Source organism: Shewanella sp. SW24, from assembly GCF_025653395.1.
In the GTDB taxonomy this organism is placed as follows: Bacteria; Pseudomonadota; Gammaproteobacteria; order Enterobacterales; family Shewanellaceae; genus Shewanella; species Shewanella oncorhynchi.
The window spans coordinates 75893-91793 of sequence record NZ_JAKKSH010000001.1 but is presented as its reverse complement, the minus strand read 5'-3'; the positions used below and the strand labels follow the sequence as shown (position 1 = coordinate 91793).

Genomic DNA, 15901 nt, shown 5'->3' with positions numbered 1-15901 from the left:
ACAATAAGAAGCCTAAAAAGTGTATTAAAAATGACAGGTAATACTATTCAAAAAACTTGAAAGAGTACACCTAACTCAAAGTAGGATGAGACGTTTTAAGTCGTCATTTGGCGGATCTTTTGGGTGATATCCACCTCAGCTTAACTTTTGAGCCAAGATGGACGCCACCAAGATACACTCATGCGCAGCTTAAAGAGCGTCTATTGATGAGTGAGTTTTATAAAATGCTTAATATCAAATAGTTTACGAAAATAAATTATATTGGCTCGCCAAAAGTTTAAAACTCATAGCAAGGGACATAGTCACCACCAACGGCTTAATAATCTTTGTACCTTTAGTGACCACGAGACGAGAACCCAAGGTTGCACCAATCGCTTGCCCTGCCAGCATGACTAATCCTAATAACCAAATCACTTTTCCGCCCAAGGCAAAGAAGATCAGCGAAGCAATGTTAGTGGAGAAATTAAGTAGTTTTGCGTGGGCAGTTGCTTTCGCCAAACCAAACCCCGCTAGCGATACAAAGGCCAGCGCAAAAAAGCTCCCAGTACCAGGGCCAAAAAAGCCATCGTACAATCCCACGCCCAATGCCGCAGTAAAGGCAAATGCGGTAGGAGTCAGCACTTGATGTTTATCATCTTCTGAAATCTTTTTCGAAAATAAAAAGTAACAACCAATAGCCAAAATCAAAAAAGGTAACATCAACTCCAGCACTTTAGTATCGACGAGTTGAACTAGAATCGTACCCAATGCCGCACCGATAAATGCACAAATCAAGGCTAACTTAACGGATTTAAGATCAACCAGCCCTTTACGGACAAAGTACAAACTCGCAAAAAAACTGCCGCCACAGGCCTGCAGCTTATTTGTCCCTAAGGCAACCGCAGGCGGCAAGCCTGCCCACATAAGTGCAGGAATGGTCAGCAAGCCTCCGCCACCGGCGATTGAGTCAATAAAACCAGCCACCATAGCGACGGCAAAAAGTATCGCTGCGATTTGTAGAGTCAGTTCAAATTCCATGATGATTTATTATTCTTCTGATAAAAAAGAGAGTGATTGCCGAACATTAGACTGCGTTTGCCAAATAAACGCAAAGGAGTTATTGTCGCCACAGCGTGAGATAAACTCACACAAAATCCCGAGTCCTGTTCTGATTTTCTAGCAGTAGGAAATAAAATGTTTGCCGAACTACCGCCCCTCAATTCTCTCCGTGCCTTCGAAGCCGCAGCACGTTTACAGAGCATGACATTAGCTAGCAAGGAGTTGCATGTCACCCATGGCGCAGTCAGCAAACAAATCAGAGTATTGGAGGATTATTTAGGTTTTGCGCTCTTTGTACGTTTACACAAAAAAGTTGGTTTAACCGATGAAGCCAAACGCTATTTACCCCATGTTCAAGCCGCTCTGCAAACATTATCTAGTGCTACAAGTGACTTGCGCCGTCAGCCCACTAAGCCGCAAACCTTAGCCATCAATGTGCTGCCAAGCTTAACCATCAATTGGCTCATTCCAAGAATGGAGCAGTTTAAATCCCGCCATCCACACTTGTATGTCGACTTATCCATTGGCGACTTTGCCGTGGATTTTAGCCAAGGTCGTTATGATATTGCGATCCGTAGTAGCACAGTCATCCCTAAGGGCGCGAATTATATCAAGCTGATGGATGAGGATTTATGCTTAGTTTGCGCGCCTTCACTAGCGCCTAAACTGCAAAATATCGAGGACATTAATCACGTCACGTTACTGAAACACACCACAAGACCCGAACTTTGGGAGTATTGGGCGGAAAAGGTGGGTTTAACACTCACCCAAGCACAAACCTTTGGTGTCGAGCATTTTTATATGTTGAGTCAAGCGGCTGCGAGTGGCATGGGCGCAGCACTTATTCCGCGATTCTTCATCGAAGAACAACTGGCAAACGGCAGCTTAGTCATCCCCTTCGACGCCCCCTTCACCAGTCCCTATCGATATTATTTACTCACCCCAAAATCCCCAAGCCTGCCGTTAAAAGCTCAAGCTTTTATCGACTGGTTATTAGAGATTTTTGCGCCCTATCGTCATTAATCTGCATTAAACCTATCTCAGTTCAAGCGAGGCACAATAACGCTATAAGTGCCAAACGAGGCTATTGAGATCACTAACTGAGCGCAGAAAAACACTAATAAAAAACCACCCAAAAGGTGGTTTATTAGATTCAAGGCTTAAAGCGCATCAGAATTAGTGATTGCAATGCTCACCGTGAACATGGTCATCATCGTCCATAAACTCATCGTCACCGTCTTGATGTTGCATTACGCCCCAACCGTCGGTCATGCCGCCGAATTCGGCAGCAAAATCATTTAGCATGACTTCTTGTTCAACCAATGTATCGTACTCAGGCACCATATTGAGACAAACAATGATTTCCCACTTACCAAGCTCATCATTCAGATTCAGCTCAAGCTCACCTTCCAAGTCAGAATTTGTTAATTCTTCTAACGCAGTTTCAGCATCACGTTGGTCATCAAAAACCAAAAAGAAATCAACATCTAACTCTTTAGTTAAATCGATTCCCGCTTCAGCCATTGCGGCCAGCATTTTACCATTGTCATCATCTGGAAATTGCATTTCTTGCTCCACTGTTTCAGGCTTATTCTGCCGCAATGATTTGAACTGATTCACCATTAAAGCTGACGATGTCGCCCGCGATAATTTTTTTACGTTTACGAGTTTCAACTTCACCGTTCACAGTGACTTGACCTTCGTCGATAAAATGTTTGGCTTCACCACCTGCATTGCTCATGCCTTGCACTTTTAATACTTTGTACAATTCAATGAAATCTTCGCCAGAATGCAAAGCCAATTGATTAATTTGCGCCACTTAATACACGCCTTCTAAAAATAAACCTGCGACATTATACCAGCACAGTACAAAATTCGCTGAAGATAATTTGGCTAGAGACGTCTTTCATCGGCGAGTAGGCCAAAGGCTGATTCATCGAGCCAGTTTTCACCTATTTTGAATTGCTGCCTGAGTAAACCTTCAAGCCGAAAACCACACTTTTCGAGAACTCGTGCCGATGCGTGATTATCTTTAGCACAATGACCGACAAATTTATGTACATTAAAACTTAAACAAGCCCAATCAATGACCGCCATTAAGCTCTCAGTCGCATAACCTTTACCATGGCCCTCTACCGCCAGTAAATAACCCACTTCGGCACGCTGTTCCTCGAAACTTTGACAATAGAGGCCCGTTAAACCGATAAACTGCCCAGTATCAACTGTCTCAATCACTAAGGTCAGCCAATCGCCAGAACCGTAGAACCAAGTATCAGAACGCTGCTGAAACTTACTGCGGATCACCTCTTGCGACTCTGGAACGCGTACAAAACGATTAATCTCAGGATCATTATGCAGTGCATAAAAATGTTCCCAATCACTATCTTGTAAGCTCCTGAGTTTCAATCTATCAGTGTAGAGTTCCAGCATAGTGACTCCGTGATGAGCATATAAAACAAAACGGCAGCAAACGCTGCCGTATCAAACAAGCTGTATTAGATAAGCGGCAAAACTTACGCGCGGCTGGTCACTTCAAGTAAATGAAAGCCAAATTGCGTTTTCACGGGTCCTTGTACTTCATTTAATGGTGCACTAAAAACCACTTCATCAAACTCTCTGACCATCATGCCAGGACCAAATGACCCCAATTCGCCGCCTTGGGCACCTGATGGGCAAGAAGAGTGCGCGCGAGCAATTTGAGCAAAATCTGCGCCTTCCATTATTTGCTGTTTCAGCGCTTGACACTGCTCTTCACTGCTGACTAACAAATGTCTTGCTGTTGCCTGGACCATAGTAAAACTCCTGTAAGGATCATGAGACATTTGCCCCAAATATCATTGAGTTCCCACTAAAACATTCGTTTTAACAGGTTTTGAATCAACAGTATAAAAACTTTCTGTTGAATAAAAAAGTCTTAAAATGCCGTCACTGACAACAAAGTCAAGTAACGGCACCTTACACGGCTAAGCTTGTTTCGACGCAATCCAACGATCGATCTTGTTTTCCATGACCGCCATGGGTAATGAACCTGAGGTGAGGATTTGATCGTGGAATGCTTTTAAATCAAATTTATCACCCAAGGCTTTTTCTGCGCGGGCACGCAGTGCCAAAATCTTCAACTGACCGACCTTGTAAGACAAAGCTTGACCAGGGATCGCCATATAGCGCTCCACTTCAGCGACTATGTCACTCTCAGCCATAGGCGAGTTGTCTTTCATGTACTGAATCGCCTGTTCACGACTCCAACCTTTAGAATGAAGGCCAGTATCAACCACTAAGCGCATTGCACGCAGCATTTCATCGGAAAGCTTACCAAAATACTGGTAAGGATCGGTAAATAGCCCCATCTCAATACCTAAGTATTCAGCATAAAGTGCCCAACCTTCCTCGAAAGCGGTATAACCGCTAAAACGCTGAAACTCAGGCACACCGGTCAGCTCTTGTTTGATCGCGATTTGGAAGTGATGCCCAGGAGCGGCCTCGTGCAAAGATAAAGTCGTCATCCCCCACTTAGGCTGTGCTTTGAGGTTATAAGTGTTGATATAAAACACCCCTGGACGGCTGCCATCCACCGCTGGCGCTTCATAAGAGGCTCCCGCTGCTGATTGTTCTCTAAAACTTTCAACCGGCTTAACCACGTAATCAGCCTTTGGCATCACATTAAAGTAGTTAGGTAAGACATGATTGATTTTATCTTTCAACACCATATAACCATCAATCAAACCTTGGCGATCGCTATAGAAATACTGCGGCTCTGAAGATAAAGACGCAAAAAACGCCTTCAAATCGCCCTTAAAACCGACCTGCTCACGCACCTTATCCATCTCAGATAAAATTCGCGCCACTTCACTTAAACCAATTTGATGAATTTCATCCACAGACATAGTGGTGGTCGTATGTGAGTTCGCCAGATGCTGATACCAAGCTTTACCGTTAGGCAAACCTGACCAACCATCAGTCGCCCGCGATTTAGGTAAATAGGTTTGCTTAAAGTAATCGCGTAAGTTCGTTAACGCTGGCACGATACGCTCGGCTATCATAGCTTGATAACGGGTGGTCAATTCCGCTTTATCTTGCTCTGAAAAACTTTCGGGAAAATGCTGGATTGGCGAGTAAAAAATGCTCTGAGTCGCATCTGTCGTTAACATAGCATCTAACTGAGGAATAATGCGCTCTACCAACACTCGAGGTAGTACCACTTTACTTTCAATGCCTTGATTCATACGATTTTCAGCAAGTGCGACCCACTTGATGAAACCATCGACTCTCTGTTCCCAATTACGGTAATCTTGGACAGTCTTAAAAGGTTGTGCACTTTCGCCACTTCCCAGCTGCACCATAGTAATGACAGTGCTATAGAACTGGCTTATCGGCATAAAGCGTGAAGGGAAAGTTTCGTCCACTAACGCCATATCACGGTCATAGACGAACAGGTCATAACTCAACTGTAAATCCGCAGGCAGTTGCTTTGGATCTATCGCACGCACCTGAGCTAAATAGTGAGTGTTAAGATCATGACGAGCCTTAAGGTAATCCTCAGTTAAATCTCCGCCGAAATCGGCGTTATAGTCATTAACGCCGACAAAAGTGGCGTAGATGGGCTCAAGCTTTAGGTAATCTTTAAAATAAGCATCCACAAGCGCTAAATAACGCTGCTCGGCCGTTTGTGTTTCGCCCTGCACTGCTGTCATATTAGCCGAGCTATTTTCTTGAACTGCAGTGACTTCAGGTTTAGAACAACCTTGAAGGGTGAAGATTAACGCTATCGAACCTGCCAATAAACCCAATTTCATTTTAATATTTCTCCTTTTTGGCCCGCTATTGCAGAACTGTTTCTATACTTAGTTCAAGGTCTGCTATCGGAGTTAATCTATGATCTACTCGTTCCGCAACTCAGGTTTCAGGGATCCAGAAACTGGAGTCTATAACCAAACCTATTTCATGGAAGTATTCAACCGAGAATGGCATCGTCACATGAGAGACCACCAAAGCTTGGCACTATTGTATCTGTGCCCTCACATTCATGAAACCGTCAAACAACCCCATTTACTCGAATTCTTTACTAAACAAGTGCAAGAAGCGCTATTAAGAGCAACAGATATGATTGCTAGGCTAGATCACAATCACTTTGCGTTGGGTTTGTTCAATATAGATGAGGTGGGGACGGAAGTAGTGTTAAAACGAATAGAACAACAAATATCTGACTTTAATCAAGATTTTGGTAAACATCATAAACTGACAATCGACTATAAACTGGCTGCCTGTATTTGCCTACCTACACAGGAAAGTAAAATAGAGTCACTCTTCAGTAATGTCAGCCAACTTTCACAACAACTTGAAAAAAATCATGATCAATCCCAAGCCTTAATCCGCTTACAGTAAATAGGCTTATTGATACCAAAGAAAAAGCCCCTTGCGGGGCTTTTCGATTTAAACACTAAACTGCGAAGTAATTACAGTGTGACATTATGCATACGTGCTTTCTCTTTAATATAAGAGATATAGCTATTTGCACTCTTCTGTGTCTTCTTATCATTAGCAGCTAACACTGCACGGTTATAAGCCGACTTATACTGTTTCAAACTTAAATGAGCCAAAGCTAATTCGAAGTTTGCTTCACCAGGATGATCAATACCCATTGATATGGCTTTTTCAAGCACAGGGATCGCAGCTGTATATTGTTCATTCAAGTTTAATAAGCGACCTTGTTTCAAGTAAGTCTTGCCATCGTTGGTGATGGCTGCAGCTTTACCGTAATACTCAGCAGCTTGCTTAAACTCTTTCGCATTTTGATAGAAACCCGCCAAAATCTCTAAAGACTTAGCGTCCTCAGCGATCATGCCTGATTTCATATGTTTCTGATAAATTTTAGCGGCTTGATAAGGAGCACCTTTTTGTGCCATTAACTGCGCTAAACGCGTAATGTTGCCCGCGCTATCTAAGAAACCATTTCTATAAGCCAAATCGTAAGTTGCAAGAGACTTGTCATAGTCTTCAACCATCAAATAAAACTGTGCTAATTGAACCCACAATCTGCCATCATCCGGGAATAAAGGCACCATGACTTCTAACACGCCAACAGCTTTCTTGTACTTCTTCTGATTGAAGTAAGCTGTCAGTTTCATTTGATACAGACCTTTGTCAGGAGCTTCAGCTAATGAAAGACCTTTGTCGGCCACTTCAATCACTTTATCCCACTGTTTAAGTTCTGAATGCGCAATACCAATACGGCGATACATTTGAGAATCGGATTTACAAGTAAATTCCATCCACTTGTAATAATAAGGAATCGCTTCCTTAAACTTTTTCTCTTGTAATAGCAAATCAGCATAAAGACGCATAGTTGCAGCATGATCTGTACCACCTAAAATATCAGCTTCAACAGCTTGTTTTAGGTACTTGATCGCGGTATCCATTTTGCCTTTCTCGGCATAAAAGTTACCCAACATACGTGCAACATAGGCTTTATCGAAGTCGTTCTTGGCATTTGCCTCTAGCAAAATAGCAATAGCTTCATCGACCTGACCATTGGTATAAGCTTCAAATGACTTCTGAACTTTCTTCGCCGCACCTTCGCCCACGGCTTTAGATTGACGTTTGTCGATAGCACACTTTTCTTCTGCGACTGCAGATGAAAGAGTTAATGAACCTCCACAAACAGAAAGCAATAATAGAACTGCGATTTTATTAACATTACGCATTATTGGTTGCCTCCTTTATCTAAGGTGAAGTCTAGTTGTACTGTCATACCAGGTTGTTTCAATGGCTTGCCATCAACAATCTTTGGCTTGTACTTCCACTTCTTCAGTGCACGAATAGCTTCTTTATCAAATAAGCGTTTTGGTTCTGCTTGAATAACTTCAACGTCGTCGATACCACCGAGTTCGTTAATGGTAAAACGAAGTTGTACCCAACCTTCTTTACCATCACGCGCCGCAGCAATTGGATACTGAGGTTCGATACGAACGATAGGTGTAGCATCACCATCGCGAGTCATCATATTGCCTAATTTAAAACCGGTACTTGGACCTCCAGCTTCTACACCACCCATATTGAACGACATTGCTGTGTCAATATTGCTCGAAGATTCTGGCGGCGTTGCCTCAGGCTTCTGTGGCTGTTCTGGCGGTGGCGGCGGCTTAGGCACTACCCTTGGCTTATTCTGTGCTTTTGAATCCTGTCTATCCATAGTGATTTCAATTACAGGGGTCTCGGCCGATGTTTCGCCGCGCTGTGCGCCGCCACCGACCAAGAACGCCATAAAAGCGAACAGACCAAAAGTCACAGCAGCACCAATAATGATCGATACTAGTGCTCTTAGCATATTAATCGTTCCCCGCAGATACCGAAATTTTATCTATACCAGCCGCTTTGACTTGGTCTAGAACTTTAACAACTAAGCCGTGCATTGCGTCTTTATCAGCCTGAATCAATACCGCAGCTTCAGGAGCTTCAGCCAGCATGCGCTCAACGTTTGCCGTTACACGTTCGATATCAACCTGACGGTTTTCCATCATGATCACGCCTGTTTTACTGACGCCGATAAAGATGTTAGCCGAAGGCTTTGAAGTCGCTTGCGAAGCTTTTGGTTTGTTATAATCCAAACCAGAAGGTTTCACAAATGACGTTGTTACAATGAAGAAGATCAACATGATAAACACGATGTCGAGCATCGGTGTCATATCAATTTGCGCTTCCTCGTCTACGCTGGAATGCTTTTTACGTGCCATGTTCAATCTCTCTCTAGTGGTGCGGCATGCTGTCTTTTAGCTTTTCTAAACTGATTTTCATTTTTACATCCAGACGAGTACTAAAGAATACTCCCGATAATGCTGCAACCATCCCCGCCATCGTGGGCATAGTCGCCATTGAAATACCAGCCGCCATTAAACGAGCATTACTCGTCCCCTGAACTGCCATCACATCAAACACTGAAATCATACCGGTTACGGTACCTAACAAACCTATCATAGGACAAATAGCTACTAAGGTTTTAATCATCAGCATACGTGCATTCAAATCTTGCTTCGCTTGGGACAGCCAAGCTTCACGGATACGGTGTGCGTACCAAGAGGTTGTTTCCTCTCTAGCATCCCACGCAGATATGATAGCTTTATGTTGCTTTGGTGATATCCAATTAAGATACCAATAACGCTCAAGCATCAATACCCACATGAAGAACAATACAAACGCAACCAACCAAAGGACGTTTCCTCCAGCGGCCATGAAGCCCCTGACGGAATCCCATATGTCCATCAGGTATAGCATCATTAGTTAGCCCTCTTCTCAGCATGTGCTGCAATAATGCCCGCACTTTGCTCTTCCAAAATTTGGGTGATTGATTTGCTACGCGCAACGAGTATTGCATGTAGTAACATCAGTGGCAGAGCCGCAACCAGACCTTGTACTGTAGTAACCAGAGCCATAGAGATACCACCCGCCATCAGTTTAGGATCGCCAGTACCGAACAGTTGGATACTTTGGAAGGTCGCAATCATACCAGTTACTGTACCTAGCAGACCTAACATTGGGCCGATAGCTGCAATGACTTTCAAAATTGAAATTCGAGCTTCTAATGCAGGCGTTTCTTTCAGAATAGCTTCATCCAGCTTCAACTCTAATGTTTCAACATCAACATCTTTGTTTTCATGGTAAACCTTCAAGATACGACCAAGTGCATTGTTACCTGGGTTATCAACATTCTTAGCTTGGCGTTTAACTTTTGCACCGATAGCTGCCAGCACAATGAAACGCTCAACCGCAATTAATAAACCAATAGCAAGTAATATCAGAATAATATAACCAATGGTACCGCCTGACTCGATACGATCTTCCATACTAGCTTTGTTCGTAAAGATGTTTAACAGTACGCCACGTGCAGGGTCAATATAGAAAGGTGCTGTACCAGAGGCCGTTTCTTCCCATTTAGCAACAGCGCTAACTTGATAGCCTTCAGGTTGTTGAGATAACTGCTGAATTAAACCTAATTCAGGGTTATATACAACGTATTTACCGTCAGCCGTTAAGTTATAAGCACCAATACGATGAATAGTCGTCGTTTTCACGTTACCATCAATTTCGGTAACAGAACCTTCAAACTTAACCACTTTGCCAGATTGCGCCATTTCAAATAGCTGCTCTTGCCAAAATTGTTCTAACTCTTCAATTTTTGGCAATTGCTTACGGGCACCTAAATCAGCGATAAATTTATCGCGATTTGGGAATTGAGCACTGATGTTAGAGCTTGCCAGTTTACCAGCGAAATCACCGGCTTCACCTTTAACTACACCAAACATTTCACCCAAGTCACCTTGAGCCGTTTTTAGATCTTCTTCTAACTGAGCAATTTTACGCTCGTTGTCTAAGAACGCTTGGTTCAAATCTTTACCACGTTGCTTTTCAGCAGCTAACGCATTTTTTTCTTTTTGCAGTAAAGCGGCCTTATCGCCACGCTCTGCTTGGAACTCTTGCTCACGCTTGCTGTTGACTTTACCTTCTGCAGCGCGTTCAACTTTAACTTGTTGCAATAATTGGTCAATTGACTTAGGCGCATCAGCAGCGCTCGCCATACCAGCAGTTAAAGAGAAACTTGCAGCCAACACAGCTGTAGTAATTAACTTCTTCATTATTGTGCAGTCTCCGCAGCAGGAATTGGTAACGCGAATAGATCTAGAGCGCCTTGTTTACGGGCAATGCGGATACCTTTAGTCAGTTCACGCAAATAGCTGTCATCTAACTTATCCCAACCCTTAGATTCTGGGTTGTACATCCAGCCAGTCTTTTGATCTAAACTCTGTGCATAAAGAGCAACACGACCTAAGTTAAAGAAGTCAACCAACACTTCTTTACCATCGAGGTTTAACTTACCTTGGTTAACGGCAACAGCACTACCGTATTCACGCTCAATACTATAAGCATCAAGAATTAGACGGTATTTTTCTGCTAGTGTTACTTCGGCAGTATTAAGAAGTTTTTTCAGTTCATTAACACGATTAGTACGTATTTCAGAATTGAAAGGTAAATCTAATTGAACAAACTGTTCTAATGACTCAACCATTTTAAACATTAATGGCACAACACCTTGGCGAAGTTTATCAACACCATTGATGTCACCCTGCACTGAATCCATTGTCTTTTGTTGATCAGCGACTAAGCTTGCAACGTAATCGTTATATGATTTCAGTGATTCGCGCTCATCTGCGACAGAACCATACTCAAAAAGCATGTCTTGTGCTTGATCGAAATACTTATCAACGTTCTTTTGCGACGCAGCAGCATCAGCATGGATCATACTATCCGCTTTCTGCACGTCGGTAAGAGGATCTGCAACTACTAAGTTGCTGCTCGCTAATGCCAGCACGCCAACAAGTGCAGTAGCGATTTTTGTTCTATTGCTTACCTTGGACATAGTTCCCAACCAATTTGAAGTGAATAAAAAGGTTTAACTTACCAGCAACATAACGACAAGGGATAAATACTTGCCGAAAAAATTTCTGTAAGTTCGTCTTTCTCTTGTGATTCTTAGTTTTTTCTTCCCTTTCCTACGCCCTTACAGGCATAGACCCGCTGGCATCATTTCACAAAATGTTGACCTGTGTCAACATTTCAGACGACTAAAAACTAGTGTAAAGAAGCGTTAATAATGAAATTTTTTACGAAAGGTGTTTTTTTAGGCAAAAATGAATCTTTAGGGTTATTACTTTTTGTTCAAAAAAAATAAAAATTAATTTAAATCCTATAAAATCATAAAGATAGCCAACAACCAACTTTGCGTACCCTCTTTATTAAAATTAACATTTTTTAACATAATGGCGACTCAAGTAGATGTTCTTTACTCATATCCTACTCCTCTCAATAAAAATTTACTTAAGGATTAGGAATGAAACAATATTAAAGAAATCGAAGACCCCGTTTTTTCGAGGAATGTTAATAGTAGAAGAATTTAGAATGGATAATTTAGAGGAAGCTTTAATTAATTTGACTCATCCGAACTGCGGATAAAAGCGAACAAAATCCAATTGCAATAAAGTCATCACTCCCTAGCTGTGGCCTTACATCAGTCTGAATATAGCAATTTCAAAACCTATTTAACTGAATTTATCTGCCCAAAGCACTTCCTTAATTCACCAGCAATACCGGCATTCTTAAACTGTTATGAACAACCTTAGCGCCATGAGTCTCTGTTTAACAGCTAATTCAAGTAACTTAACTAATTAACTTAAACTCAGGATAAGAATGCTTGGACTTGATATTGCGTAACCGATTTATGATCAATAAAATTTTTGATTAACTGAAAAATATTTATCAGATAATACATCCAAGGTGACGCAGTTGCCTGAGTTTTAGTGAATTTCATCAAAGGTCCAGTTGCTTATGCCTTCCAGGCTAAAAAGATAAGCATAAAAATCAACTAGAAAAGAAAATACCCATTTATAACTGATGTTAACTAACCCGCTAGCAGACAAAACCAAATTAGATACCGTAAATATTAAAAAAGCCCTCTAGACATCCAGAGGGCTTTATACCAACTAAATATTAAAACTTAAATCTTACACCCGCATAGTAACGACGACCAATTGGATCATAAGTACTCGCTGCAGTTTCTACACCAGTGCTACTACCTGGCAATCCACTGATAATTGGTGGGGGATCTTGGTCGAATAAGTTATTAATACCAACATAAAACTCGGCCATATCAAATGGACGATATGCTACATTTAAGTCATGGTAAGTAACAGAACCAACACCAACAGACTCAGGAGCTAAGTCATAGCCAGATAAGAAACCATCATCTAAGAATGACTCACCGATATAGGTTGTATTCCAAGCGATGTTGAAATCACCAATTTCATAGCCCAATGATAAGTAGAACTTATCTTTAGGGGCATTTATTTCCCCATTAAAATTATCAGGCTCAGCACCTGGCAACGGTATTTCATAACCTTTAATCACATGGGTATATGATAAACGTGCATTGGTTTGACCGACTAAACCATAATCTTCTAAATCTTTTGCGTAAGTTATGACATAGTCAACACCTGATGTAGCGTAACCACCACTGTTGGTTACAGCAGAGTCAATATACTCTAAAGAACCTGCACTGTTCGGGCCTTCTGGTGCTTGTCGACGGGTAACAAAACTACATAATGCAGCATTACCTCCGTAACATTGGTCCAAAATATACTGGCGGCCAGTACTAACTATAGCGTCTTCGATTTCAATATCGAAATAATCAATATTAAAATCAAAGTCCTCTAATACCGCAATACCATCTGGTGAATAGGTTACACCATAAGTCCATGACTTACCTTTTTCAGCGTCTAAATCTGGGTTACCACGATTATAACCACTCACACCTTGAATATCTGACTGATTTAAAGTGAATGCTCCATTTGCTGCGATATTCGCCAGCACACCAGCATCAGTGCGACATGCTTCAGCTTGCGCACCTGTTGTCGTCGCAGTCACACCCTGACAAGGATCTGTCAAGCCAGTTGGAAAAGTTTGGCTTGGTGGTGAATACAACTCACCAATATTTGGAGCCCTCGTTGATAAAGCACGAATAGCCCTAAAACGAAGTTCATCAATTGGTGCCCAGTCAAGAGCCACGTTCCAGCTTTCAGTATTACCAACGGTAGAATAATCTGAGAAACGTACTGCACCACGTAAATTTAACTGCTTAGCCATAAATGCATCAGCAATCAATGGCACATTCACCTCAGTGAAATATTCCATCACATCAAACTCACCCTCAGTGCTTGGTATAGCATTACCCGCATTTAAGCCAGCTTGTTGTAACGCATCAAATTCACTACGAGCATATTCCTCACGATACTCGGCACCCACCGCAACACCGACGAAACCTGCTGGTAATTCAAAGACATCACCAGAAACACTCATACCTGCAATAGTTTGTGTTGCAAGTGTGTTTAACGAGCTAGGTGCATTCACATAATTAGCCGCTTCTGGTGACACAGTACCAGCACCAAATATATTGATCGGCACACAACCTTGAGCGCGAGCTGTAGCATCACGGCATACTTTATTACCAAACTCATCAGTAACAGCTTCTAACGCTGATTTAAAATTCAGAACGTTAACTTGGCCTGTACCAGTTTGTCCTTCTTTACTTTGACCGTATGAGAAATAAGTATCTAAAAACCAGCCGTCAGTTAATTCGCCATCAATACCTGTCATAATACGGAAAGTATCACGGTCAGCTCTGCTACCACGGTTAGCTATATCAGACATACGGCGAGTAAAAGAGATATCCCTTAAACCATCACCATTTGTATCTGTAGCTAAGTTATAAAGCTCATCAGGTATCACAGAGTTACGTACTAAAGTACGTTCATATTCACCGGGATTAGTCGCACTTTCAATAAATTGTTCAAACTCAACAGGAAGCTGTCCACCAGAGCCTTTAAAAACATCAACCGAAGACAATGCAAAGGGTTCTAACTGGCTCTGTGTTTGAGTTGACGCATAGGTTCCTTCAAGTGTAGCGTTCCATCCATCTGCAAACTCATACTTGCCTGTCGCCGCAAAAAGGTAGCGCTCCGTCGGTACAGCTATTGTACGGATAGCGTTGCGGTTATAGCCATCTGCTTCACGGGTATCTGTTCCATTGGTTGAGAAACCAGAGATAAAGTTACCGTTCTTGTCATAAGTATATGGCTTACCACCTGCAACAAAACGACCTTGTGGTGCAAAACTTGAGTAAAATGGTAGCATCGGCGTAAACATATCTTCAGGCAGGCCCGTTACTGCAGCACCTAAAGATATTTGATCGATTGCCGAGCGATCACGATCGCGTGAGTAGACTGCACCTTGGTTAGTGTAAGCACCATGCACCATGATGTTACCTTTACCGTTAGCAGATGATGTACCCATAGTAAATTGAATTTGATCATCTTCGCTATCACCTTCGGCGCTTTGACCTTTTTGAACATCAAATTCAATACCTTCAAATTCTTTTTTATAGATGATGTTAACTACGCCAGCCACTGCGTCTGAACCATAAACGGCTGAAGCGCCGCCCGTCATAATCTCAACACGCTCAATAAATTGAGTTGGAATTGTATTTAAGTCAACAGCAGTATCACCTGGTACACCAGAAACAAAACGACGTCCATTAACTAGAACTAAAGTTCGCTCACTCCCAAGATTACGTAAATCAACAGTGGAAACACCAGAACCTGAAGTTAAAAAGTTAGAGTTAGTACGGCTAAGCGCGGGGGCACCAAATGCTGGATTTTTAAGCAGCAATTCTTGAACGTTAGCAACACTCGAAGTGTCAATCTCATCTGCGCCAATAACCTGCACAGGTGAGAAACCTTGCAAGTCTGTTGAACGAATGCGAGATCCTGTTACTTCAATTTTCTCAATTGTTTTTTCCGCAACAACTGCATCACCTTCTGCTGCAGCAACAGAAAATGTGCTTAGAGCAGCAACAGCTGCACTACCAACTAATGCGTACTTTATTGAATGGCTTAAAAAGCTGTTCTTATACATTGTCAATCTCCCTATATAAGTATGTCTTTATTATAATATTCCCATCGTCATCACACGACGGGTCACACGAAAACGCAACACAACAATCTAAATCAGCCCAATAAAATCACATTTAAAACACTTAATCAACAATTGAAACGGAAATAACACAGCAATCGGCGTTTGTGAATAGTTTAAAGCTGATGATTAGCCATAAGCTTTGTCTAGTGTCAAATTGAATAAAAATCATAAGAACTTGAAATTTAAGCATTTATTTTATAGTAATGGAGAGTTACCCATTATCAAATTGAAAAACAACTCAAACACAAATACTTGCAAAAAATTAACACTTAAAACCACTTTTAAGTAT

15 protein-coding genes are annotated in these 15901 nt (G+C 41.9%); 2 read left to right on the top strand and 13 right to left on the bottom strand.

Translation table 11 applies throughout. The annotated features are described in order from the left end of the window. Nucleotides 1-243 precede the first annotated feature (243 nt). Nucleotides 244-1017 (bottom strand): TSUP family transporter, encoded by a 774-nt coding sequence (locus L5M17_RS00395; protein WP_173245583.1) that lies wholly within the window; start codon nt 1015-1017, stop codon nt 244-246. Between the two features lie 156 nt (nt 1018-1173). Between L5M17_RS00395 and L5M17_RS00390 the strand changes: the two genes are divergently transcribed. After that, complete coding sequence (locus L5M17_RS00390; protein WP_168823676.1) at nt 1174-2061, top strand: LysR family transcriptional regulator; 888 nt, start codon at nt 1174-1176, stop codon at nt 2059-2061. Nucleotides 2062-2214: 153 nt separating this feature from the next. Here L5M17_RS00390 and L5M17_RS00385 read toward each other — a convergent pair whose 3' ends face one another. From L5M17_RS00385 to L5M17_RS00365, 5 genes are all read right to left on the bottom strand, one after another. Then, on the bottom strand, nt 2215-2604 hold the full coding sequence (locus L5M17_RS00385; protein ID WP_113938831.1) for a ribonuclease E inhibitor RraB: 390 nt from the start codon (nt 2602-2604) through the stop codon (nt 2215-2217). Nucleotides 2605-2626: 22 nt separating this feature from the next. Next, the gene (locus tag L5M17_RS00380; RefSeq protein WP_028760431.1) at nt 2627-2857 is read right to left on the bottom strand and encodes an RNA-binding S4 domain-containing protein; all 231 of its coding nucleotides are present in this window, start codon (nt 2855-2857) and stop codon (nt 2627-2629) included. A 74-nt stretch (nt 2858-2931) separates the two neighbouring features. Further along, complete coding sequence (locus L5M17_RS00375; RefSeq protein WP_173496516.1) at nt 2932-3468, bottom strand: GNAT family N-acetyltransferase; 537 nt, start codon at nt 3466-3468, stop codon at nt 2932-2934. An 83-nt stretch (nt 3469-3551) separates the two neighbouring features. Beyond that, entirely contained in the window at nt 3552-3830 is a 279-nt protein-coding gene (locus L5M17_RS00370; RefSeq protein WP_028760433.1) for a peptidylprolyl isomerase, read from the bottom strand. A gap of 171 nt (nt 3831-4001) precedes the next feature. Next, nucleotides 4002-5831: a DUF885 domain-containing protein gene (locus L5M17_RS00365; RefSeq protein WP_173496515.1), complete on the bottom strand. Its 1830-nt coding sequence runs from the start codon at nt 5829-5831 to the stop codon at nt 4002-4004. A gap of 79 nt (nt 5832-5910) precedes the next feature. Between L5M17_RS00365 and L5M17_RS00360 the strand changes: the two genes are divergently transcribed. Beyond that, nucleotides 5911-6420: a diguanylate cyclase domain-containing protein gene (locus tag L5M17_RS00360; protein ID WP_028760435.1), complete on the top strand. Its 510-nt coding sequence runs from the start codon at nt 5911-5913 to the stop codon at nt 6418-6420. A gap of 71 nt (nt 6421-6491) precedes the next feature. On the opposite strand, the gene L5M17_RS00355 is transcribed toward L5M17_RS00360, so the two are convergent. The 7 genes from L5M17_RS00355 to L5M17_RS00325 all read right to left on the bottom strand — a co-directional run bounded on the left by L5M17_RS00355 (nt 6492) and on the right by L5M17_RS00325 (nt 15552). Next, on the bottom strand, nt 6492-7739 hold the full coding sequence (locus tag L5M17_RS00355; RefSeq protein ID WP_131524317.1) for a tetratricopeptide repeat protein: 1248 nt from the start codon (nt 7737-7739) through the stop codon (nt 6492-6494). Continuing rightward, entirely contained in the window at nt 7739-8362 is a 624-nt protein-coding gene (locus L5M17_RS00350) for an energy transducer TonB (protein WP_131524316.1), read from the bottom strand. The genes L5M17_RS00355 and L5M17_RS00350 overlap by 1 nt, the downstream gene beginning before the upstream one ends. A gap of 1 nt (nt 8363) precedes the next feature. Then, on the bottom strand, nt 8364-8768 hold the full coding sequence (locus tag L5M17_RS00345; protein WP_037428129.1) for an ExbD/TolR family protein: 405 nt from the start codon (nt 8766-8768) through the stop codon (nt 8364-8366). A 13-nt stretch (nt 8769-8781) separates the two neighbouring features. Further along, nucleotides 8782-9309, bottom strand: a complete 528-nt coding sequence (locus L5M17_RS00340; RefSeq protein WP_113938836.1) for a MotA/TolQ/ExbB proton channel family protein — start codon at nt 9307-9309, stop codon at nt 8782-8784. Further along, entirely contained in the window at nt 9309-10664 is a 1356-nt protein-coding gene (locus tag L5M17_RS00335; RefSeq protein ID WP_113938837.1) for a MotA/TolQ/ExbB proton channel family protein, read from the bottom strand. Before L5M17_RS00335 ends, L5M17_RS00340 begins: the two co-directional genes overlap by 1 nt. Continuing rightward, complete coding sequence (locus L5M17_RS00330) at nt 10664-11446, bottom strand: DUF3450 domain-containing protein (RefSeq protein ID WP_113938838.1); 783 nt, start codon at nt 11444-11446, stop codon at nt 10664-10666. Before L5M17_RS00330 ends, L5M17_RS00335 begins: the two co-directional genes overlap by 1 nt. Nucleotides 11447-12573: 1127 nt before the next feature. Further along, nucleotides 12574-15552 (bottom strand): TonB-dependent receptor domain-containing protein, encoded by a 2979-nt coding sequence (locus tag L5M17_RS00325; RefSeq protein WP_263144455.1) that lies wholly within the window; start codon nt 15550-15552, stop codon nt 12574-12576. Nucleotides 15553-15901: the final 349 nt, after the last annotated feature.